General features: G+C 67.5%; 21 protein-coding genes and 1 pseudogene. 11 read left to right on the top strand and 11 right to left on the bottom strand.

The features are described 5' to 3' along the window. Complete coding sequence (locus tag AC3WR5_RS16790) at nucleotides 1-1,422, bottom strand: efflux transporter outer membrane subunit (RefSeq protein WP_492485826.1); 1,422 nt, start codon at nucleotides 1,420-1,422, stop codon at nucleotides 1-3. 247 nt (nucleotides 1,423-1,669) lie between these two features. Between AC3WR5_RS16790 and AC3WR5_RS16795 the strand changes: the two genes are divergently transcribed. From AC3WR5_RS16795 to AC3WR5_RS16820, 6 genes are all read left to right on the top strand, one after another. After that, nucleotides 1,670-2,362, top strand: a complete 693-nt coding sequence (locus AC3WR5_RS16795) for a response regulator transcription factor (RefSeq protein ID WP_492485827.1) — start codon at nucleotides 1,670-1,672, stop codon at nucleotides 2,360-2,362. 4 nt (nucleotides 2,363-2,366) lie between these two features. Next, a complete protein-coding gene (locus AC3WR5_RS16800; protein ID WP_492485828.1) occupies nucleotides 2,367-3,752 on the top strand; it encodes an ATP-binding protein in 1,386 nt (461 codons plus the stop codon). 86 nt (nucleotides 3,753-3,838) lie between these two features. Then, on the top strand, nucleotides 3,839-4,345 hold the full coding sequence (locus tag AC3WR5_RS16805; RefSeq protein ID WP_492485829.1) for a DUF2199 domain-containing protein: 507 nt from the start codon (nucleotides 3,839-3,841) through the stop codon (nucleotides 4,343-4,345). Nucleotides 4,346-4,349: 4 nt separating this feature from the next. After that, on the top strand, nucleotides 4,350-4,847 hold the full coding sequence (locus tag AC3WR5_RS16810; RefSeq protein ID WP_492485830.1) for a hypothetical protein: 498 nt from the start codon (nucleotides 4,350-4,352) through the stop codon (nucleotides 4,845-4,847). Nucleotides 4,848-4,889: 42 nt separating this feature from the next. Beyond that, a complete protein-coding gene (locus AC3WR5_RS16815; RefSeq protein WP_492485831.1) occupies nucleotides 4,890-5,411 on the top strand; it encodes a hypothetical protein in 522 nt (173 codons plus the stop codon). A gap of 385 nt (nucleotides 5,412-5,796) precedes the next feature. After that, nucleotides 5,797-6,135, top strand: coding sequence for a hypothetical protein (locus AC3WR5_RS16820; protein ID WP_492485832.1), 339 nt, complete (start codon nucleotides 5,797-5,799; stop codon nucleotides 6,133-6,135). 142 nt (nucleotides 6,136-6,277) lie between these two features. Here the strand turns inward: AC3WR5_RS16820 and AC3WR5_RS16825 are convergent, their stop codons facing one another. After that, entirely contained in the window at nucleotides 6,278-6,511 is a 234-nt protein-coding gene (locus AC3WR5_RS16825) for a PIN domain-containing protein (RefSeq protein ID WP_492485833.1), read from the bottom strand. Between the two features lie 463 nt (nucleotides 6,512-6,974). Next, nucleotides 6,975-8,669 (bottom strand): tannase/feruloyl esterase family alpha/beta hydrolase, encoded by a 1,695-nt coding sequence (locus AC3WR5_RS16830; protein ID WP_492485834.1) that lies wholly within the window; start codon nucleotides 8,667-8,669, stop codon nucleotides 6,975-6,977. 260 nt (nucleotides 8,670-8,929) lie between these two features. Between AC3WR5_RS16830 and AC3WR5_RS16835 the strand changes: the two genes are divergently transcribed. Together AC3WR5_RS16835 and AC3WR5_RS16840 are read left to right on the top strand one after the other, a co-directional pair. Further along, nucleotides 8,930-9,511: a TetR/AcrR family transcriptional regulator gene (locus tag AC3WR5_RS16835; protein ID WP_492485835.1), complete on the top strand. Its 582-nt coding sequence runs from the start codon at nucleotides 8,930-8,932 to the stop codon at nucleotides 9,509-9,511. 29 nt (nucleotides 9,512-9,540) lie between these two features. Beyond that, entirely contained in the window at nucleotides 9,541-10,122 is a 582-nt protein-coding gene (locus AC3WR5_RS16840; RefSeq protein ID WP_492485836.1) for a DUF308 domain-containing protein, read from the top strand. A 27-nt stretch (nucleotides 10,123-10,149) separates the two neighbouring features. Here the strand turns inward: AC3WR5_RS16840 and AC3WR5_RS16845 are convergent, their stop codons facing one another. From AC3WR5_RS16845 to AC3WR5_RS16860, 4 genes are all read right to left on the bottom strand, one after another. Continuing rightward, nucleotides 10,150-10,506, bottom strand: a complete 357-nt coding sequence (locus tag AC3WR5_RS16845; protein ID WP_492485837.1) for a GFA family protein — start codon at nucleotides 10,504-10,506, stop codon at nucleotides 10,150-10,152. Between the two features lies 1 nt (nucleotide 10,507). Next, nucleotides 10,508-10,879: an SRPBCC family protein gene (locus tag AC3WR5_RS16850; RefSeq protein ID WP_141288442.1), complete on the bottom strand. Its 372-nt coding sequence runs from the start codon at nucleotides 10,877-10,879 to the stop codon at nucleotides 10,508-10,510. Beyond that, on the bottom strand, nucleotides 10,876-11,361 hold the full coding sequence (locus tag AC3WR5_RS16855; RefSeq protein ID WP_492485838.1) for an ArsR/SmtB family transcription factor: 486 nt from the start codon (nucleotides 11,359-11,361) through the stop codon (nucleotides 10,876-10,878). Before AC3WR5_RS16855 ends, AC3WR5_RS16850 begins: the two co-directional genes overlap by 4 nt. Before the next feature lie 62 nt (nucleotides 11,362-11,423). After that, on the bottom strand, nucleotides 11,424-12,092 hold the full coding sequence (locus AC3WR5_RS16860) for a TetR/AcrR family transcriptional regulator (protein ID WP_492485839.1): 669 nt from the start codon (nucleotides 12,090-12,092) through the stop codon (nucleotides 11,424-11,426). A gap of 221 nt (nucleotides 12,093-12,313) precedes the next feature. Between AC3WR5_RS16860 and AC3WR5_RS16865 the strand changes: the two genes are divergently transcribed. Further along, complete coding sequence (locus AC3WR5_RS16865; RefSeq protein WP_492485840.1) at nucleotides 12,314-13,507, top strand: arabinose transporter; 1,194 nt, start codon at nucleotides 12,314-12,316, stop codon at nucleotides 13,505-13,507. Nucleotides 13,508-13,707: 200 nt separating this feature from the next. Beyond that, nucleotides 13,708-13,881 carry a hypothetical protein gene (locus AC3WR5_RS16870; protein WP_170201035.1) on the top strand — a complete coding sequence of 58 codons (174 nt, stop codon included), beginning with the start codon at nucleotides 13,708-13,710 and terminating at the stop codon, nucleotides 13,879-13,881. A gap of 120 nt (nucleotides 13,882-14,001) precedes the next feature. Here AC3WR5_RS16870 and AC3WR5_RS16875 read toward each other — a convergent pair whose 3' ends face one another. The 4 genes and pseudogenes from AC3WR5_RS16875 to AC3WR5_RS16890 form a co-directional block, all read right to left on the bottom strand. Further along, nucleotides 14,002-14,190 carry a hypothetical protein gene (locus tag AC3WR5_RS16875; protein WP_492485841.1) on the bottom strand — a complete coding sequence of 63 codons (189 nt, stop codon included), beginning with the start codon at nucleotides 14,188-14,190 and terminating at the stop codon, nucleotides 14,002-14,004. 157 nt (nucleotides 14,191-14,347) lie between these two features. Further along, nucleotides 14,348-14,464, bottom strand: a pseudogene (locus AC3WR5_RS16880) (LysR family transcriptional regulator); the annotation flags it as partial. 2 nt (nucleotides 14,465-14,466) lie between these two features. Continuing rightward, nucleotides 14,467-17,664, bottom strand: coding sequence for an NHL domain-containing protein (locus AC3WR5_RS16885; RefSeq protein WP_492485842.1), 3,198 nt, complete (start codon nucleotides 17,662-17,664; stop codon nucleotides 14,467-14,469). A 138-nt stretch (nucleotides 17,665-17,802) separates the two neighbouring features. After that, nucleotides 17,803-18,948 (bottom strand): DSD1 family PLP-dependent enzyme, encoded by a 1,146-nt coding sequence (locus tag AC3WR5_RS16890; protein ID WP_492485843.1) that lies wholly within the window; start codon nucleotides 18,946-18,948, stop codon nucleotides 17,803-17,805. A 125-nt stretch (nucleotides 18,949-19,073) separates the two neighbouring features. Here AC3WR5_RS16890 and AC3WR5_RS16895 point away from each other — a divergent pair, with 125 nt between their 5' ends. Further along, entirely contained in the window at nucleotides 19,074-22,193 is a 3,120-nt protein-coding gene (locus tag AC3WR5_RS16895) for a sensor histidine kinase (RefSeq protein WP_492485844.1), read from the top strand. Nucleotides 22,194-22,237 lie beyond the last annotated feature (44 nt).

A 22,237-nucleotide genomic window follows, 5' to 3' on the forward strand; every position in this document is an offset into this window, starting at 1 on the left:
TCAACGGGTAAGCGTTGCCGTGGTGGCTTGCGGGTCTGGCAGGCTGGTGTCCCAGCCGCCGCCCACGGCCTTGTAGAGGGCCACGCCGTAGAGCAGGCGGTCGCGCTGCACGGCGAGCAGGGCCTGCTCGGCCGAGATCGCATCGCGCCGGGTCTGCTCCAGCGTCAGCAGGCTTTCGCTGCCGGCGCGCCAGGCGGTTTCGGTGGCGGTGGCCACGCGGCGGTAGCCTTCGGCGCTGCGCCGCAGGTCGGCCTCGCGGGCCTCGGCGCTGCCCAGCCGCACCAGGCCTTGCTCGACTTCCTTGACCGCCGTGCCCACGGCGTCCCGGTAAGCCGCCAGCGCGACCTCGTAGTTCGCCTCGGCCGAGCGCACGTTGGCGCGCGCGGCGCCGCCGTCGAACACCGGCAGCGACAAGCTGGGGCCGAAGGACCAGGGCGTGCTGAGCAGCGAGGCGCCGCCGAGGTCGGCGCCGCTGCGGCCAATGGAGCCCGCCAGCGACAGCCGTGGGTAACGCCCGGCCTCGGCCACGCCCACGCTGGCACTCGCCGCAGCCAGAGCGCGCTCCTTGGCGACCAGGTCTGGCCGCTGGCTCAGCAGCGCCAGCGGCAGCCGTTGCACCTCGAACAGCGCCGGCTGCAGCGGCTGCGCTGCCCCCTGGTCCAGCAACTGTTGCAAGCTGGCTTCAGGCAGGCCGACCAGTGGCACCAGGCCTTTCACGTCGATCTGGCATTCGGCTTGCTGCGACAACACGGTGGCCCGTCCGCTGGCGGCACTGGCCTTGGCCAGCGCCACGTCAGACGAGGCATTGGCCCCGGCGCGGAAGCTGCCCTCGGTGATGCGGGCGGTGGCCTCGCGCGAGGCAGCGTCCGCCCGGGCCAGCTTCAGCGTGGCTTCGCAGGCCCGGTAGTTGATGTAATCGGTGGCCACCTCGGCCGCCAGCGACACGCGGGTATCGTTCCAGTCCGCGAGCCGCGCCTGCGCCGTGGCCTGGCCGGACTCGACATTGCGCCGCACGCTGCCGAACAGGTCCAGCTCCCAGCTGGCGTCCAGCGCCAGGCTGGCACTGTTGGTGACGCTGGTGGCCCCGGTCGCGCCCATGGCCTTGGCTCGCGAACCGCTGCCCGCCAGCGTCAGGCTGGGTACCTCGGCCGCTTCGGCGCTGGCCAAAGCGGCGCGCGCCGCGCCGATCTGCGCGGCGGCCTTCTGCATCGACGGATTGCTTTTCAGCGCCTGGGCCTGAAGCTCGATCAGCAGCGGGTCCCCGAGCCGGGACCACCAGTCTTTCAGCCCAGCCGTGCTGCCACCGTGCGGCAACGCGGCCTGCCAATCAGCCGGCACGGTCAGGTCGTCCGGCGACGGGGCCAGGTAGTCCGGCCCGACCGCGGCGCAGGCTGCGAGCAGCAAGGCTGTGAAGCCCGTCACGCTGCGCGCCAACCAGCGGGGGCAGAGGTTCGCAGAGGCAGGGGAAGAAACGGTGGCCGGAGGCATCGGGCAAGGCATGATGACGATGTCGCCATGCTGCAGTGCGGCTCCGACAAGCTGCGTCCGGGAAGTCTAAAGAAACGTAAGGAAGTGCGCGGCCACGCGGGCCCGGCGCGAAGATGCGAGCCCTCAACCTGTTGATGCCTGCCGTGTTCCGCCCTGCCTTGCTCCCTCGCCGGAGCCTTTCATGACCCCCAGCGTGTTGCTTGTCGACGATGACGTGGAACTCGTCGGTTTGCTGGCCGACTACCTTCGCCAGGACGGCTTTCGCACTTCGATGGCGCATGACGGCGAAAGCGCGGTGGCCGCGGCGCTGAGCCAGCAGCACGACATCGTGGTGCTGGACGTGATGATGCCGCGGCTGACCGGCATCGAGGTGCTGCGCCGGCTGCGCGCGCAAAGCCGCATCCCGGTGCTGATGCTCACGGCCCGCGGCGACGACATCGACCGCGTGCTGGGCTTGGAGCTGGGCGCCGACGACTACGTGCCCAAGCCCTGCTCGCCGCGCGAGCTGGCCGCCCGGTTGCGCGCCATCCTGCGCCGGCTGCACCCTGTGGCCGAGGCGGCCGGCGGCCCACCCGCGCTGCGCGTGGGCGCTGGTGTGCTGTGGCCGGAGCGGCGCAGCGCCGAATGGGCCGGCCAGCCGCTGAGCCTGACCGGCGCCGAGTTCAACCTGCTGGCCGAACTGATGCGCCAGGCCGGCCGGCTCGTCACCAAGGCCGAGCTCTCCGAGCGCGCACTGGGCCGCCCGCTGGCGCGCTTCGACCGCAGCATCGATGTGCACATCAGCGCCATCCGCCAGAAGCTGGCCAGCTGCCAGCCGGGCGCCGACCCCATCAGGACGGTGCGCGGCATGGGCTATCAACTCACACGAGACTGAAGCGATGCAGGTTGCGATGGGCCGGCTGTTCTGGAAGTTCTTCCTGGGCTTCTGGATCGCGCTGGTGACGGTGGCGGGCTCGGTGGCCGCCGGGGTGTGGCTGGCGCGCTGGTTCGACCTGATTCCCGTCTCGGCTGCCGAGGCGCGGCGCGCGGAGGTGGTGCTGAGCGTGACCAGCGGGCTGCTGGCCTCGCACGACACCGAGGGGCTCAAGCGCGTGGCCGAACTCTTCAAGCGCGCCGGCAAACCGCCGCCCTATCTGCTGGACGCACAAGGCCACGACCTGCTCGGCCGCACGCTGGACCCGCAGCTGGTGGCCAAGGTCCTGGCCGCCCCCGAACAGACCGACCTGAAACATGGCGGCGACAGCCTGGGCCTGATCGAGCACACGCCCACCGCTTCCGGCCAGGCCATCACCGTCTTCATGCCGGCCGACACGCTGCGTTCGACCCAAGGACCGCTGGAGCGAACGCCACCACCGGTGTGGATCCCGATCCTGGCCACGCTGCTGATCAGCACCCTGTTCGCCACGTTTGCCGCCTGGCATGTGTCGCATCGCATCCACACGCTGCAGGCCGCCTTCCGCCGCCTGGCGGACGGGCAGCTCGACACGCGGGTGCCGATGCCGCAAGGTCGTCGCCATCGTCGCCGCCGCGGTCCCGAAAACGACGACGAAATGGTCCAGCTCGGCGCGGACTTCAACCGCATGGCGCAGCAACTGCAGCAGCTGGTCGGCGCACAGCAGCGGCTGCTGCACGACGTGTCGCACGAGCTGCGCTCGCCGCTGGCGCGCATGCAGGCCGCCATCGGCCTGGCGCGCCAGCAGCCCGAGCGCATGCCGGCAATGCATGAGCGGGTGGAGCGCGAATGCATGCGGCTGGACGCGCTGGTTGGCGAAGTGCTCACGCTCGCGCGCATGGAGACCACGCAGGCCCAGCCGCCGCGCCTGCCCATCGACGTGGTCGCGCTGATGGCCGAGGTCTGCAACGACGCCCGCTTCGAGGCCCGCGCAGCCCACCGCGACCTGCAGTTCAGCGCCCAAGGCAGCTTCGTCGCCGAAGTCAACGCCGAACTGCTCTGCCGCGCCTTCGAAAACGTCGTCCGCAACGCCGTCAAGTTCACCCGTGAAGCCACCAGCGTGCAAGTCACCGCCGAAGCCAGCAGCACCGCCCTGCTCATCACCGTCCAGGACCAGGGCCCCGGCGTCCCCGAAGAAGCCCGCACCCGGATGTTCGAACCGTTCGAGCGCCTGGGCGAGGCCGGCGTCGAGGGCTTTGGGCTGGGCTTGACGATTGCGAAGCGGGCGATCGAGTCGCATGGCGGGCGCATCGAGGCGCATGCGCCGGAAGGTGGGGGGTTAGCGGTGGTGATGCGCTTGGGGGTGGGCTGAGGCGCTGGCCCAAAGCAGAATGGCGCGTTGCGACGGAGAAACCAGCATCGTTCCCCGCGCTTCATTCACTTGAACGGACGCCCCGAATGCCATCCTTCGTCTGCTCCTGCTGCGGCGGCACACATGACAGCCTACCCACGGACACCGGCTACACGTTGCCCGACGTGGTCTGGGCATTGCCGGAAGACCAACGCGCGGAGCAGGCCAAGTTCGGCAACGACCTGTGTGTGATGGGCGAGCGATTCTTCATCCGCTGCATCCTTCAGGTTTCGTTTACCGATCAGCCAGACTACTACGGCTGGGGCGCCTGGGCAGAAGTTGAACGGCCGGCTTTCGAACGCTATGTGCAGCTCTACGATGCGGACGGCACGCAGGAACCGACGGTGGGCGGCAGGCTTGCCAACGACATCAAGGCATACGGCACGACGCTGGGGCTGCCTGTGCGGATCCAGTTCCGCACCAGTTCCCAACGACCACGAATCGGATTCGAGGTGGGCTTGGACCATGCCATTGCGCATGAAGCCGCGGCAGGGATGTCCTATGCGCGGTATCACGAGATCCTTGTCTTGGGTGGCCAAATCGAATCGACCTGAGCGCATGGCCGTCACACAACAGCTTGCCCGCATCAGCGCTCAACGATTCAGCGCCGCCAAGTCGGACGCGAATGCCCTGATGTCCATCATTTCCTTTGAGGTGGATGCTCAGGAAGCATTTGAAGACCTGGACTGGTCGCCAGTCTTCCTGGAGCGAGCATTGCTCGCGCTGGCACAGGTCGACCTTGCTTCCACAGTGGCGCAGGCGCTGTGCGGCGGCGAACTGCTGAACCCGGACTTCCCGACCGGTGCTGACGGGTACTTCGTCTACGACGACATTCGGAGCCACGAGCCCGATGTCGTCGTACAAATCGCGGAGGCACTCGAAGCACTTCCCGTCACCGAGATGAGCCTCACCGAAACAGCGGTCCGATCACGGCATCCAGACCAAGAAATTCCGGGCGACTACGCCGTGTACATCCAGCGGCACGCCAAGGCACTCATGCATTTCTACGCGGCCGCGGCTGGTCTTCATCAGGCCGTCGTGACATGGTGGGACTGAAGCCACGGTTGCAGCACTCAATTTCCTCCGGCGCTCCACGAAATGACACCACTCAATCCAGCGCACCCGATGCGTCAAATCACACGGGAAGACATCCAGGTCGGCGAGATCGTGCTGTCGGTGGACCTGGCCCATGGTGCCGTCATCGAGAAGTTTGGTGCGCGGCACCTGGATCAACCTGCGGACTGGGACGCGCCTGGTCCCGTCGAGCTTTGGTTCTACGAATTGCCCTGGGGTCTCCAAATCACATTGGAGTGCCATCTGTCTGTGCCCGTGTTGAACATCTACATGGACCGACTCGAAGTGGAAGCGGTACTGGACTACCTGAATCTTCGAGGGCACACCTACCATCTGAACACTGGCATGGTCGAGCTATTGCGGACCCGATGCCCGGCATTCTTCAAGGACTTGAATCCCACTCAGCTCTTTCGCCTGGACGACAACGGCAACAAGTTTCTGATCCACACCTACGAGAGTCCACGTGTCGCCAACTATTACCAGGCGCTGTACGAAGGCCGTGGTCACAAGCAACTCTACTGGGTCGAACCAGCGGGCGCGGGTTGAGGCTTCGAGCGAACTCGATGCAATTGGCCACGGCAAACCACGAGGTGTCTTCACGAATGCCGCTGTTCACCTTTTTCCTCGAATGTGAAGGTGGGACCTACGTCTCCCAGGTCTCCGCGCCCAGCTTCGCGTCGGCGCCCGCCGTGTGGGCAGACAGCTTGGCTGCAGGTGTCATCCGGGGCATGGGCGAGGCATTTCTCCAGGAGTTGCGCTCCGCAATGTCGACGAGCTAGCCGGTGCCAGTGGCCGGAATCTCTGGAACTCGGTGTGTCAGTGCCCTGGTTCGGGGACGTTTTGCGCTCGTCCATTTTGTTGAAACCAATGACGCGGACAAATCCGGCGAGCGTCGTGACCTCAACCCCCCTCTGTCCAAAAATCGTCGTCCATGCCCCTGACACAAGCCGAATGCGAAGCCGCACTGGAAGCAATGTCACCCGACGAGTCCGTGCGCTTCCTTGCGCTCGCGGGCCATTGGCTCACCGTCCTGGCCAGGGGTGCCTATGAATTCCAAGCCCCGGGGGTGCGCGACCCATCGGCGCTGCGCATCCTCAACGAAATCCATCACCGCATCTATGCTCAGATCACCGCAACGCTGAGCCCAGGGAAGTGGCAACTTGACGCTGAGTCAATGGCGTCCTGGCTAACGGCCGAAGACCAGGAGCCCGAGCTTCGCGCTGGCTGCATCTGGGCATTCGAGCAAGCACTGGCCCAGGTACAGACCTAGGCCTGAATCCGGCAGGTGACTGTGTGGTTCGGCTCTCTCCTGGTCACTGCGGCATACAGCCATCGGCACGCCGCTTTGAGGCGGAAGTTTGAGTCAGCAACGGTCGATGCCCCTGCCAAATTCGACGTGGGGGCACACCGCTTCAGTCTGCGCAATCCACCACCTGCAGCCCGAGATGGGTCTCGAAGGCGTCGAAGTCGCGGTCGCTGTGCTGCAGGCGGAAGCCGTCGTTCAGGCATCGCGTTGCAATGAGCAGGTCGACGGTGCCGCGAATCGTCACGCCTCGGCTGCGCAACTTCCGGTCCAGCCATTCCGCCTGCACCGTCGGCTGGTTGCGGAAGAAGTCGATCCAGACGCGGGAATCAACCAGGTTCACTTGTCACGCCTCATGGCGTCAAGGTCGCCTTCCCGCTCGTACTTGACGCGCAGCTTGCGCAATTCGGTTTGCTGCTTCAGGGGCAACAGCGTTCGAAGGCCTTGCTGCACGGCCTCGCGCTTGGTCTAGATGCCTGTCACCTTCAGCGTTTCCGCCATCAGCCTTTCGTCAATCACGACGCTCGTGCGCATAGAGGGTTCCTGCAGCGATGTCTACACTTTGCAGGACGCAACACACACGCCAATCACCAGGACGCCCCTCGAAGGCTTCGGCCTTGGGCTTGACGATTGCGAAGCGGGCGATCGAGTCGCATGGCGGGCGCATCGAGGCGCATGCGCCTGCTGAAGGCGGGTTGGCGGTGGTGATGAGGTTGGGGGCGCGAGGCTGAAGCGGCGGACCGACGACTGCCGCGCGGGCTTCCAGGCCTCTTGCGCCGGCGCCCCCTTTGCGCCCCCTTTGCGCCTCACTGGCAACTGAAGTTCGCGGCGTCATCCAGGCTGCCGCTGCCCTGGTAGCGGGCAACTTGGGGCGACGGGCACAGCGGTCGCGTGCGGGTCGCGGACCAGGTGACAGGCACGTCGGCGTTGACACCGCCGGCATTGCCAGGGCCGCGCGCAGTGGCGGTGATGGCGCCCGGCGCCTGGCCCTGCTCCGCCCAGGTCACCAGTTGCGAAAGCATGTCGAATTGGTCGGTGGCCGGGCCGCCGGAACAGTGGTTCATGCCGGGCACGCTGTAGAACCGTGCGAAATCGCTGGCGTCCCCGCCGTTGGCCTTGGCCAGTGCCTGGTACCAGTTCAAGGTGTCGTCGTGGCTGAAGATGGGGTCGGAGGCACCGTGGTAGACCAGCATCTTGGCGCCACGGTACTTCAGCGTGGACAGCTCGGTCTCGTTGGGCGGCACCATGAAGTGCCAGGCCGACTCGGTGAAGATGGCCGTGGTGGCCATCACGCGGGCCAGCATCTGGTCGATGCTGCCCGTGGCGGCGAAGGTGGTGGGCACGAAGGTCGCGGCGTCTTCTGGCGGGGCCTGCCAGACCTGGCCGACAGCCACGGAATCGCGGGTGGCGGGCGCAGAGAACTTCCATGAGGCCCAGCCGTTGGTGGCCAGGCCTGCGTCGTACGGCCAGGCCGCGTAGACTAGGCTGCCGTCGCCCGCCTTGGCGCCAGCGAATAGTTGCGCGATCACCGCCTTCTGTTCGCTGCTGAGGCAGGTGCCGTCCCGAGTGCCGGCGCAGGTGGGCACGTCGCGGTCCAGGCTGAAGGCGCCGCGGCAGGCCGCCACGTCCTGCACCAGACCATCTGTCGCGCCATCCAATGCATCGCACCTGGCCAGCACGGCATTGCTGACCAGCGCACGTTCGGCCTGGGAGAAGCCGGTGGACGCATCGCCACTGGTGCTGGCCAGGGTGAGGTACTGCTGGTAGCCGGCGATGTTGGCGATGGCGGCGCGCGGCAGGTGGAAGCCTGGGTCGCCTACCAGGTAGCCGTCGTACTGCTCGGCATCGCGGGCCGCAGCCACCATGGTGTGGCGGCCGCCGTTGGAGCAGCCGCCGATGTAGGCGCGGTCGGGGGCGCGGCCATAGCTGGCCTGCACGAGTTGCTTGGCCATCGGCGTGAGCGTGCCCACGGCCTGGTAGCCATAGTCCAGCCGGGCCTGTGGGTCATTGCCGAAGTTGGCGGCACCCGGCGCGTTCTGCGCATTGCTGTGGCCCGCATCGGAGCTGAGCACCGCAAAGCCCTGCAGCAGCGCGCCGGTCAATGGACCGCCGCCGAGGCCGCCCAACGCGGTGACCACCGCGCCATCCAGGCCGCCATTGGCCTGGTAATAGAAGCGGCCATTCCAGGCCACTGGCAAGCGCAGCTCGAAGCCGATGGCATAGCTGCCGTTGGTACCGGTGCGGGCGTTCATCGTGCCAGTGACCAGGCAATGCGCCGGCACGGGCTGACCCGCCACGGTCAGGGTCCCGGCCGCCACATCGGTGGCCGCGGTCAGGGTGGTGTTGGCAAAACCGAAGCTGGCCACCAGCGTGCTGCACTGGCTCAGCGTGCCGGCGCTGGCCGGGCTCAAACGCGCGATCGGACGGTCACGGCCACCGCAGGCACACAGCGTGGCCGAGGCCAGCAGCGAGGGGAGGACAAGAAAGGGAAAAGATCGCATGGCGAGGGCTCCAACGATGAGGTTCAGGCGCCGCGCCTGCGTCGCCTCGTAGCGAAATTTATTTCAATGACTAAATCAAATTAATGGCGTTATCCCCTAAGAAACGGCGAAATCTCCACGAATCAGTTTCAGTAGGTTAATCAGATAAGACCAACCCACCAAAGCCAAGGCCGTCTTCCGGCCGTGCTTGCTCATCGCTGGACAAGGGAAAGCCCGGCGTCAAATTGACAACCTACCAACTAGTCGGTAGACTGCAATTCATGGCTGACGATTCCACCCTCGACCGAATCCTTCGGTCCGCGCACCAGCTCATCCTGCAGCGCGGCTTTCATGGCTTCAGTTATGCCGACGTGGCGGACCAGGTCGGCATTCGCAAGCCCAGCATCCACCATCACTTCCCGAGCAAGGTGGCCCTGGTGCGCACCTTGGTGGCGAACTACCGGCAAGCGGCCGCTGCCGGGCTGGCGGCGATTCGCGCCAACGTGGCGGATCCTGCCGCACAGCTGCGAGCCTACGTAGGCTACTGGGAACGCTGCGTGGCGACGGACACCGACCCTTTCTGCCTCTGCGCGCTGCTGGCCGCGGAGCTGCCTTCGCTGCCACCGGAAGTGGCGGCAGAGGTGCGCGGCCACTTCCAGGCCCTGGTCGCATGGCTGCAGGCCGCGCTGCAGGACGGCGCGGCCGGCGGCCAGCTGCGGCTGAGCCAACCCATCGAAGTGGAAGCCCACACCTTCATGGCCGCCGTGCATGGGGCGCTGCTCACCGCCCGTGCCGCAGGCGAGCCCAGCCTGTTCGGCAGGGTCATGTCCTCCCACCTCCAGCGACTCACGCCTTCGGCGTAGCACGCCCTTCACTCGAAAGACCTAGCCTCATGCCTACCCCGTCCATGCGAGCCGCCGACACCCGTTGGCTGACCCTCTACAGCTTCACCCGCGCCGCGTTCTCGTTCGCCTGGGTCGCCGCAGCCATTGCGCTGGGGCGCCACGACGCGATGATCGCCGCCGTGCTGTTGTGCCTGTACCCCGCCTGGGATGCGGCGGCGAATTACCTGGACGCCATCCGCAGCGGTGGCCTGAAGCGCAACCCGACGCAGGCGATCAATGTCGCCGTGAGCGCCTTGACGACGCTGCTGGTGATCGCGGCAGTGCAGCACAGCCAAAGCTGGGTGCTGGCGATCTTCGGCGCCTGGGCGATTGGCGCGGGCGTGTTGCAGCTCGCCACCGCGGTTCGCCGGTGGAAGAGCCACAGCGGCCAGTGGGCCTCGGTGCTGAGCGGCGCGCAATCTGCGCTGGCCGGCGCGTTTTTCATCCAGCAGTCGTTCGCGCTGTCGGCACCGCCCATCGTGACCCTCGCGGGCTACGCGGGCGTGGGGGCCGTCTACTTCCTCATCTCGGCGATCTGGCTCGCGGTGAACGCCTCGCGAAGCCGGGCACGCCAGGCCGCTGGCACCTGAGGCAGGCGCGCTCGCAAGCTCACATGGTCACATCGCGCGGCCGTCGTGGTGTGTGACAGGCAAGGCCGCGAGGTCGATGCCTTCGATGCAGCGCACATTGACCGCCGCCATCTCGTCGCCATTCGGCGCCTTGCCTTCGCCATACGGATGGATGCCGCAGGTGGGGCAGAAGCGGTGCTGGATCACGTGCTTGTTGAAGAGGTAGACGCTGGTATCCTCCTCGGGCGTGAAAAGGCGCAATGCGCTGCGCTGCACGAACCACATCAGCACGCCCTTGCGCTGGCACATCGAGCAGTTGCAGGACATGACCGAGGTGAGCTCGCCTTCGGCCTCGAACTTGATGCGGCCGCAGTGGCAGCTGGCCTGGTACACGGTGCTGGGCATGTCATGCCTCCTGAGGTTTGCGTTGCAGGAAGGCGCCCAGCGCCTCGAAGGCGGGCTGCCAGCCGCGCTCGTGGTTGGTGGCGGCCTGGGCGTCGAAGAAGCGGTCGTGCACGAAATGCATTTCAGTGCCTGCGCCGCCATCCACCGCGGCCAGCGTGACGCTGACGCGCGAGACGCGCTCGGGCGTGCTCTGCCAGGCCCAGGTGAAGACCAGCCGGCTGTGCAGCTCGACTTCCTGGTAGACGCCCGAGACTTCGTTCATCTCGCCGTTGGCGCCTTCGAACGCAATGCGGTAGCGCCCGCCCACGCTGAGGTCGATCTCGGCCACGGTGGGCGCGCGGTCCTCGCCCGGATGGCCGAACCACTGGCTCAGCGCTTGCGCCTCGGTCCAGGCGCGCCAGACTTTTTCGGGCGGGACGCGGTAGCGGCGCGTGAGGCTGACTTGGCCTGGGGCTTCGCCGAGGACGGCGGCACGGGATTGGGGCTGGGCAGCGGGCATGGCGTCGATGCTTCCTGTTGGTGGAGAAAACGATCGAGCGCGTCGAAGCGCTCGGTCCAGAAACGCTCGTAGCGGGAGATCCAGCGCGCCGCCGCCTGCATGGGCGCGGCATCCAGTTCGCAGCGCACCACACGCCCGGCCTTGGCGCGGGCAATCAGGCCCGCGGCTTCGAGCACGGCCAGGTGCTTCATGAACCCCGGCAGCGACATGCCATGCGGCTGCGCCAGCTCGCTGACGCTGCAGCTGACCTCGCCTTGCTGCGCCAGGCGCTCCAGCTGCACCAGCACGCTGCGCCGCGTCGCGTCTGACAGCGCGGCGAAGACCAGGTCGAGTTGGGCGGCTTCACTGTTAACCATTTGGTTTAGTTTTAGCCAGGGCCTCGGCCTTGTCAAGTCATGGTCTTCACCAGATCAGCCGCTCACAGGCGGCCCAGGTAGGCGCAGAACATGTCGGCCATCGCGTTGGCGTAGGACTTGATCTCCCTCGGCGTGCGCGGGCTTTCCGAGAACTCCTTGCCGACCGCACCCAGCGTGGTGGTGATGAGCTCTGCCGCCAGCGTGCGCGTGGCCTTCGATGCGCTTGGCAGTGCCTCGGCCATGAAGCGCTGCACGGTGCGGTTGCCGGACGCGCGGGCCTCGTGCGCCTCCGGTGCGTCGCGGTACAGCGGCGCGGCGGCAGCCAGCGCGGTGCGCACCTCGGCCTCGTCGCACTCCGAGCGGATGAAGGCATGCACCAGCACCCGCAAGCGCTCCAACGGCGACTGCCGGGTGCCTTCCAGGATGCGGCTCAGCATCTCGGTGGTCTGCCGCCATTCGTCGCTCTGCAGGCGAAACAGGATGGATGCCTTGTTCGGGAAGTACTGGTAGACCGAGCCGATGCTGACGCCGGCCCGCTCGGCCACGCGCGTGGTGGTGAAGCGGCGCGCGCCTTCCTTGGCCAAAACCTGAAGGGCCGCTTCGAGGATGGCGGCAACCAGGTCGTTCGAGCGGGCCTGCTTGGGCTGCCTGCGCGAGGCGATAGGGGCGCTGGGGCGGGTGGTCATGGCGATGGCTCCAAACGCGAATGGAAAACTTGAATGTTTCTTCATATTATTCCGCCACTCGGCGCCATGACGAAGGAGACCGTCACGGTCACACCCACCTTCCTGCCCCTTGCAGCGCCGAGGGAAATCGACAGCCGCCAGCCAGCTTGGCCGTAAGCGTTCACGTCAGTCAACGCACTCACCGATCTCGCTGATCGGGGTGTGCGCTTGCCCGTGCTTTCACCTGCTGCATCCCGTCGACGCGAGACCCACTGGACATGCATGCCATGCGTTTCTCTTCTTTCTCGACCGATGCCCCCGCGCAGCGCCAGCTGCTGCTGCTCACCGCGCTGCTCTTCGTGGCCTACCTCTGCGTGGGCATGGCCCTGCCGGTGGTGCCGGTCTTTGTTACCGGCCGGCTGGGCCTCGGCCATGCCTGGGCCGGGCTGGCCGTGGGCATCGCCTTCCTCGCGACCATCCTGACGCGCGGCCACGCCGGCAGCATCGCGGACCGGCGCAGCGCCAAGCTCGCGGTGTCGCGCGGGCTGCTGTTCTACATCGCCGGTGCGCTGGCCTCGATGGCGGCCGGCATGGCTTCGCTGCCTGCCGTGGGCGCGTTCGCGGTGCTGGTCGCCGGCCGGCTGTTGCTGGGGCTGGGCGAAAGCCTGGTCGCGGTGGGCGTGATCGCCTGGGGCATCGCCCTCGTCGGCCCGGCCCGTTCGGGCCAGGTGCTGGCGCTGGTGGGTGCGGCCATTTATGCGGCGCTGGCCGTGGGCGGGCCGCTGGGGCTGGTGCTGCAGCAGCAGGTGGGCTTTGCGGGCGCAATGGCGGCGAGTGCGCTGTTGCCCGCACTGGGCTGGCTGGCGGTGCGTGGCCTGCCCGTGGTGGCGGTGCCGTCCGCTGCGCAGCGGCCTTCGCTGCGCCAGGTGCTGGGCCAGATCTGGGCCCACGGCCTGGTGGTCTGCCTGCAGGGCATTGGCTTTGCGGCCATTGGCGCGTTTTTCAGCCTGAGTTTCCTGGACCGCCACTGGCCGCATGCCGGCCTGGGGCTGACGGCGTTTGGTGCCGGCTTTGTGCTGGTACGCGTGCTGTTCGGCCGGCTGCCGGACCGCATCGGCGGGCTGCCAGTGGCCATCGGTTCGCTGGTGGTGGAAGCGCTGGGCCAGGGTTTGATCTGGCAGGCCACCACGCCGGCCCTGGCGCTGGCCGGCGCCTTCCTGACCGGCCTGGGTTGCTCGATGATCTTCCCGGCCATGGGCCGCGAGGTGGTGCAGCGCGTGGCGCCGCCGCTGCGCGGCACGGCCATGGGCGGCTTCTCGGCCTTCCAGGACCTGGCCTACGGCCTCACCGGGCCGTTGGCCGGGCTGCTGGCGGACAGCGCCGGCCTGTCCAGCGTGTACCTGGTGGGCTGCCTGGCTGCGGCGGCCGGGCTGCTGGTGGCGCTGTGGTTGCGATTGCGGGAAAGCGCCCAGGCACGGTAGCGGCGGCCGGTTGGTGAAGGCCGAGGCGCTGCGCTGGACCGGCGGGGTCAAGGCCAGCGGCTTCAAGGACGAGTGAGGGCCCGCCGTAGGTCGGGCCCTACGCCAGCCTCCGCGCTTGGCTGATGCGCGGCCAGGGAGCGGGCCCCTAAAGTGCGCAAGTCCAAGCCGTGCCCTGCCCCCGGCGTTCAAAGGAGTTCCCCATGTCGTTTGCAATCTTCCTGATCGGGCTCGTGCTGCTGGTGGCCGGCGTGGCCTGGGGCATGGTCGCAGTGGGCATTGCGCCGCTGTACATCGGCATCACCTGCCTGATCGTGCTGGGCATCGGCATCATGTCGGCCGTCTCGCGCACACGAACCAAGGACGTGTCGAGCTGACCCTGCTCAAACCGGGAGCACGGCAAGGAAAACGCCACAGCCACAAGGACTTGGCGCCACTGGTCACGGCTTGGACACAAGCTTGTCCACAGCGGCTGTGGACGGTTGTTGCCGCTTTTTTCAGCGTGTGGCGACGTCCATCCCGGCAAAAATCTTGACCGCCCAATCCACGAACACACGCAGCTTCGCATTCAGCTGGCGATTGCCGGGATGGACCAGGTGCAGCGGCGTGAGCGGGCGGCTCCAGTCCGCCAGCACCTCGCGCAATTGCCCGCTCTGCAGGTAGGGCGCGGCCCTGTAGCCGGCCACGCCATGTCCAGCCAGCGCTCGCGGTGCAGCGGCGGCTGGCAGCAGCTCGGACGGATGCTTCGGCGTGCCACGCGCCTGCAGGTACCGCGGGCTGGCGCAGGTGCCAGGCCAGGTCGGTCAGGTGGCGCGCAATGAGCGATGAATCGGGCAGCGCGCCAGCGCGGATCACGCAGTCCACCCCTTCACCGATCAAGTCCACAGAACGGTCGCTCACGCCCAGGTCCAGCTCGATCTCGGGGTAGCGCGCCCGAAAGCCCGGCAGCGCCGACAGCAGGACTAGAACGCCAGGACGAACACCGACTGCTCGGTGGTGCTGGTCAGCAGCAACTTCCCAGCGCCTGTCGCAGCCATCCCGCTGATGAAGTTGAAGCGCGGATCGGTTCCCAGGCGCATGCCAACCTGCCCGGCAAGGCCCGCGACGGTGGAGACCCTGCCCGAACTGTCCAAGCTGCGGACCAGACCGTTGTCGTTGTCTGCGATATAGAGCGTGCTGCCCGCCGCAGCCAATTGCAGGTTGCGCCCGAAGCGAGCCTCAGAGCCAACGCCATCCACACTGCCGGAAGGCAACGGCTGGCCAGCCAGCGTTGTGGCCTTGCCGTTCGCATCGAGTTGCCGGATCACGCGGTTTTCATCGGCGACAAAAACGCGATTGGCGCCATCTATCGCAATGCTATTGGGACTGGCAAATCGCGCTTGCTGGGCCGTGCCATCAGCGTAGCCAGATTGCCCCGCCACACCGCTGAAAGTGCTCACCGTGCCGTTGGACAGAATCTTGCGGATGTTGTGGTTGCCCGCGTCCGCGACGTACACATTGCCAGCCGTGTCGACGGCCACGCTCACCGGTGATGCAAACCGGGCCGCAGTGCGAATGCCGTCCGTAGCACCCGCCTGCCCAGCGAGGCCGGCCAGCGTACTCACCACACCCGCAGGAGTCACCTTGCGAATGGTGTGATTGCCAGTGTCGGCGACATAGAGATTGCCAGCCACATCGACCGCCAAGCCACTCGGACCGCTGAAAGATGCGCTGGTGTTGGCGCCGTCTGTGGATCCCTCGACGCCGTTCCCCGCGAAGCCGAGAACTTCGCCACCGTCCGGCGTGTACTTGCGAACGACGTGGGCCATGCTGTCCGCAACATAGACATTGCCGGCACCATCCGAAACCACCCCAATGGGCGACGAAGCCCCGTAGCGCGGTGCACCCGCCACGGTGCTCACCACATACAAGCCTCCCGAAACGCCGAGTTTCCGGACAGCATTGCCATCACCCACGTAAATGTCGCCGGAAGGTGCAACTGCCAGTGCCCCCATGTTGGTACTGAAGTGCGCGTCGCTTCCAGCCCCATCCTCAATGCCATCGACCCCTGCGCGGCCAGCAACGGTGCTCACATTGCCGATGGGAGTGATCTTGCGAACAGTGCAGTTGCCCGCATCGGTTACGAACACACTGCCCGTTGCACTGTCCACAGCAATGGCCCGGGGGAGATCGAAACGGGCCATGCCGGCGTTGCCATCAGCGCTGCCGGAGATACCCGGAGCACCGAACACTTCCACCACATTGCCCGCAGCCGTCAAGTGCTGAACGGTGTGGCCGCTGCTGTCTGTCACCCAAAGATCGCCGTTTTTTGCCACGGCGATGCCCGCGATGCCCCCCACGAAAACGGCGTTGCCTCGCACCAGGGTCACACTGCCATCAGGCGCCACTCGATTGATGCCCTGCAAGCCAGCGGCGTAAAGCACACCCGAGGCATCAACGGCCACCGAGCTGACGCTGATACCACTGACCAATGTGGACACCCTCCCTGCACTTGTGATCTTGCGGATCGAACTGTTGAAGAGATCAGCAAGGTAGACATTGCCCGCCGAGTCCATGGCCAGTCCTTGGGGCGCATTGAAGCGGGCAGCAGCGCCGACACCTTCCAAGTACCCCGGCTGGTTGTACACACCAAGCCAACTGCTCAGCATGCCGGAGGAAGAAAGTTTGCGCACGGTATGCCCGAAGTCATCCGCCACTAACACCTCGCCGCCCGGAGTCACGGCCAAACCGGCCACGCTGATCAAGCGCGCGTCTGGGCCAGCACCGTCCAGCCCTCCTGAGCCGCCCATTGCGCCGGCGAACAAGGACAGGGCCGGACCACCGCTGGCCGAGGAAGCAACCGTCAACGCAGAAACACTGCTGATGCTGCTTCCTGTGCCGTTCGTCGCGACCAGGCGATACAGCCGACCGTTATCGGCGCCGCTCAGAGTCGGCGGCGCATAGCTGGCGCTCGTCGCGCCATTCACATTGAACCAGTTGCTGCCATCGCCGCTGGTCTGCCACTGCAGGGACGGCGATGGCGCGCCGGCAACCTCGGCCGACAGACTCACGCTGCTCCCGATCGATGCCGAAACGTTCTCGGGCTGACGTGTGAACGTGGGAGCGACCGGGACTGGCTTCACCGTCAACACCGCAGCCTGGCTCGCCAACTGGCCAACGCTGTTGCTGGCCACGGCGCGGAATTGCTTGCCGTCATCAGCCAGCGTCGCACTCGCCAGTGAATAGGCGGCGCCAGTAGCGCCAGCAATGTTCGTCCAATGGCTTCCGCCATCAGTGCTGATTTGCCAGCCTAGGTCAGGCACTGGCGTGCCGGCAGCAACCACCGTAAAGGTGCCTGTCTGCCCAGCATTGATGGACACACTGGCCGGCTGCGAAGTGATGCTCGGCGCCACGGGCAATGGCGTCACCGTGAGCAACGCTGCATCGCTCGTCGAAGTCCCCAGCACGTTGCTGACCACCACGCGATACAGCGCACCGCTTTGGCCAAGTGTCACGTCCACCAGCTGCAACTGCGCACCTGTGGCGCCGTTCACCGGCGTCCAGCCGTCGGCGCCAGCGGAAACCTGCCATTGATAGGAGACAGACGTACCGGTCGCCGTCACGTTGAACGTGGTGCCCTGCCCTTCGACAACGGTTGCAGGCAGGGGCGACACCAGGACCGTTGGCGCAACCGCTGCTGCATTGACCCGCAGCGTCACGGCGGAACTGATCAGTTGCCCATCGCGTCCCGTAAGTGTCACGCGGTACTGCTGGCCGTTCATGGCCATCGTGGCGCTGTCTACCCGATAGCTCGAAGAACTCGCGCCAGTGAGGTCTGTCCACCCCTGGCCTGCATTGACCTGCCATTGATAGCCCTGCACGTTGCTGGCCGTCACGCTGAACTGGACTGGCTGGCCCTCGGTGACGGCCTGATCGATCGGCTGGGCGCTGATGCTCAACACCGCAGCGGGCGCGGACGTTCCCCCACCACCTCCCCCACCGCCACAGGCGACCAACAACATCGGCAGGCACAGCAGCCATGCCCACAGGCACTTCTTCATCTCAACTCCCTCAAAGCCCATGGCACACGCAGTGCAGGGCATCCCCTTTTGAATGAATGCGCGCTTTCTGACCCGTTGTTTTTGTGTGTCGGCACGGCTGCGCGCGGCGAAATCTAGCATCGGCGCTGCGGCGGCGCTTGCGGCATGCCCCCCATACTTTGGGGAGGTGGCTGCCTAGAAAATCACCAAGTCGCGCATTAATTCACGATTCTTAGCATTTGACCGTGCATCGAAGCGCGCCCCGGCTCAGGTACTGGATCAGGTGACACAACCCCGCGCATCCACCGCCCACACCGCCTCGACCACCCCGTCGCTCAAGCCCCCGCGCACAGCGACAAGGTGGTCATGCAAATTGACCGTCGGGTCGCAGTGGCCCGGCACCAGCCAGACGATGTCGCCGAGCTGCGGCAGCACATCGGCGCTAGCATGCGGCGCGGGATGCAGGATGCCGTGTTCGTCGCCGCCGTTGGTGACGGTCAGGTCGCTGCGCTGCCAGACCGTTGGCAGGCCGCTGTCGATGGCGTAGGTCTTGTGGCCGGCGTCGACGACGGCGTGGGCCGCGCCGCGGCTGATGACCTGGCTTTTGATGAACAGCGCCTGCTCGAAGACCGGGGCGCCGGGGGCGAGTTGGTTCTCGGCGTAGTCGCGGTCCATGAAGAGGTAGCTGCCGGCTTGCAGTTCGCCCCACAGGCCGCTGGCGGCTTCGAAGGTGAAGCTGCCGGTGCCGGCACCGGTGACGAGCGGGCAATGGATGCCGGCGGCGGTGACCGTGGCCTGTGCGGCGCGGGCCAGCGAGGCGGCGTGGTGGATCGCGGCCTCGCGCTCGGCGGCGCTGCGCAGGTGTTGCGCGCGGCCGTGGTAGGCCTGCAGGCCGGCGAAGCGCAGGCCTGCAGAAGCGTGCGCGACGACCTGCTGCGCCAGCGCGCCGGCGGCAGTCGGCGCCACGCCGCAGCGGCCCTGGCCGACATCGACCTCGACGAACACGTCGATCTGGCTGCCGGCGGACTGCATGGCCAGCGCCAGCCGCTCGACGCCGAGCTTCGAGTCGACGGCGATGGCCAGCGTCACCCGGCCGGCGAGTTCGGCCACGCGCGCGAGCTTCGCCAGGTCGATGACCTCGTTGCTGATGAACAGGTCCGTGATGCCGGCCGCCGCCAGCGCTTCGGCCTCCGAGAGCTTCTGCACGCACACGCCGACCGCCCCGGCGGCGACCTGCAGCTTGGCAATGGCGGCGCACTTGTGCATCTTCGCGTGCGGCCGCAGGCGCAGGCGGTGCTGGCGCGCGAAATCGGCCATGCACTGCAGGTTGCGCTGCATCGCGTCGAGGTCCACGACCAGGGCGGGCGTGAGCAGGGCGGCGATGTTGTCGCCGGGTGCGGGTGGGGTGCAGGGATGCTTGTTCATGCGTCGTTCGGACAGTGCTTTGCCAGCAGTGTGGCAGGCCTTTCGCGGCATTGGGGACAATGCAGCCTCGGCGCGCTGGCGCTGGCCTTGCCCTGCAAGCATTCACTGCTTTTCGACTGAACCTCTTGACTCCACGCCCCGGCATTGGCCGCCTGCTGTACTTGACAGCCTTCCTGCTGGCACTGGCATGCAGCAGCTTCGCGGCGCGTGCGACGGCGCCGCCGCTGAGCGAGTTCATGCACATCTCGCGCACGGTGACCGACGGGGCGCCGGCCGACATCTGGACGCTCGCGCAGTCGCCGACCGGCTCGCTGTGGCTGGGCACCGGCCTGGGCCTGTACCGCTTCGACGGCGCCCGCTTCGACCGCTACCCGCTGCGCGAGGGCCAACGGCTGCGCTCGACCAACATCAACGCCCTGAAGGTGCTGCCCAACGGGGACATCTGGCTCGGCCTCTATACCGGCGGGGTGGTTCGCCTGCGCGACGGCATGGTGACGGCCTACGACCAGGCGCAAGGCATGCCGGGCGGCCGCGTGCTGCGCATCGTGACCACGCCGGACGGCGCGCTGTGGGCGGCCGCCGGCGAGGGCCTGGCGCGTTTCGACGGCCAGCGCTGGCAGCGCATCGGCAGTGACTGGGGCTTTCCTGACGACGGCGCCGACGGCCTGCTGACCGACCACCGCGGCGTGCTGTGGGTGACCACATCCAACACCTTGTTCTACCTGAAACCGGGCGAGCGCCAGTTCAGGCCCACCGGCGAGTGGCTGATCCACGAGCCGGTGATGGCCGAGGACCGCGCCGGGCGGCTCTGGGTCTCGGAGCCCGCAGGAGGCACGCGGCCGCTGCCGGACTACGCGCAAGGCGCACCGCTGTCGTCTGCGCTGGCCCAGGCCACCGCCACCCATGCGGCGCTGCCTGCCAACCCGTTCCTCCGTGTCAAGCAGATGCTGTTCGCGCGCGACGGCAGCATGTGGATGACCGAGTCCGGCGCCGGCGTGCGGCGGCTGCGCGACCCGTCGGCCGTGCCCACCGGCCAACGCCTCGCGCCGCAGGATTCCGAACTGTTCTCCGGGCCGGACGGCCTGGCGTCCGAGGTGGTGGTACCGCTGCTGGAGGACGGCGACGGCGACATCTGGGTCGGCACGAACTACGGCCTGGAGAGCTTTCGGCACATGCGGCTGCACCCTTTGGCCGCCTTCTCGCAGGGCGTGCCGGGCCGCCTGGCCGTCACGCCCTCGGGCAGCGGTGTGCTGGTCGCCAATCGCAACCAGACCTTGTGGCTGGACCCGCCCAACCCGCCTCAGGTGCGCAATGAGCGGCACGGTGCGCACGCGATGATGCAGGCCCCCGATGGCGCGCTGTGGGTGCTTGACGACACCATGACCCGGCTCCATGGCGGACAACGCCAGCTCGTCGACTTCACGTCGGTCGCCAGCAGCGTCTCTGAGCGAGCCTTTGCCCCCGACCATGCGGGCGGCGCCTGGGTCTCGCTGGTCGGCAAGGGCGTCTACCACGTCACGCCGAACAGCGTGCAGCGCGAACAACGCATCGACAACGGCGGCCCGCCACCGACGGCGATCACCGTGGCCGACAACGGCGACACCTGGTTCGGCTTCGACGACGAGGTGGTGCAGCTGGCCGGCGGCACACTGCGCCGCTACGGCAACGCCGACGGGCTGTTGACCGGCCGCACCACGGCGATTCACGTCGGCCGCGATGCGATCTTCGTGGCCGGTGAGTCCGGCTTCGCGCGCTTCGACGGCCGGCGTTTTTCGACCGTCTCGGCCGAGCGCGACGATGCCTTCGGCCATGTCTCCGGCATTGCCGAGACGCGCGACGGCGACCTGTGGCTGAACGGTGCGCGCGGCGTGGTGCAGGTCAAGCCGGCCGACCTGCCGGCGATGTTCGAGCAGCAGCCGCCCCGCCTGAATTACCGCCTGCTGGACTGGCACGAGGGCCTGCCCGGCATTGCCCAGCAGGCGCCGCTGCAGTCCACGCTGGTGCGGGACGCGCGGGACCGGCTGTGGTTCGCGACCAACCACGGCCTGGCCTGGCTGGACCCGGCCGAGCTGCCGCGCAACATACGGTCGCCGACAGTGGAGATCCAGCAGCTGCGGGTGGGAGACGTGCCCCATGCACCGGTGCCGGACCTGCAACTGCCGGCCGGCACGCGCAACCTGGCGATCCGCTACACCGCGCTGACGCTGGCCGTGGCCGACCGCGCGCGCTTCCGCTACCGGCTGGATGGCGTGGACAACGACTGGCAGGAGGCCGGCACGCGACACGAAGCCACCTACGCGAACCTGGCGGACGGGCACTACCGCTTCCGCGTCGTGGCGGCCAACGGGGACGGCGTGTGGAACCCGCAGGAGACGACGCTGGACTTCCGCATTGCGCCGACCTGGCAGCAGAGCCGGCTGTTCGCGCTGGCCTGCGGCGTGGCGCTGCTGCTGGTCACGGGTGGGCTCTACCTGCTGCGCGCGCGGGCGATCGCCCTGCGCGTGCGGCGCGAGCTGCAGGTGCGCCACAGCGAGCGCGAGCGCATCGCCCGCGAGCTGCACGACACCTTGCTGCAGAGCACGCAGGGCCTGATCGTCAACGTGCAGGGCCTGGCCTCGACGCTGCCGGCCGATGCGCCGGTGCGGCAGCAGATCGAGACGCTGCTGGACAAGGCCGACGACGTGGTGCTCGAAGCCCGCGAGCGGGTGCGCGACCTGCGCAGCCCGCAGGTCGACGGCACCGAGCTGGCCCAGGCGCTGGAGGCGCTGGGCCGCGTGCTGGGCTCGGGCTCGGCTGCGCGCCTGCGCGTCACCACCCAGGGCCAGCCGCGGGCGCTGCAGCGCAAGGTGCTGGACGAGCTGTACTGCATTGCCCGTGAAGGTCTGCTGAACGCCTACCGGCATGCAAATGCCAACCAGATCACGCTGGTGATCGCCTACGGCAGCGACGGGCTGCTGCTGTGCGTCTGCGACGACGGCATCGGCCTCAGCCCGCAGGTGCGGGACCGTGGTGCCGCCGACGGCCACTGGGGGCTGGCCGGCATGCATGAACGCGCCGCACTGATAGGCGCCCGCCTGACGCTGGCCAGCGAAGTGCCCACCGGCACCCGCATCGAAGTGCGGGTGCCCGCGCTGCTGGCCTACGAGGAGCCCGGCTTCGGCCACTGGCTGGCACCGCGATGGCTGCGCCGCCGCCGGGCCAGGCAGCAACTGCACAAAACCCGGGCACCCCAGACAAAAGCCTGACGCGACCGGCACTTGGCGCCACTGGGCACGGCTTTGACACAGGC

The organism is Ideonella sp. FW305-24, assembly GCF_058788035.1.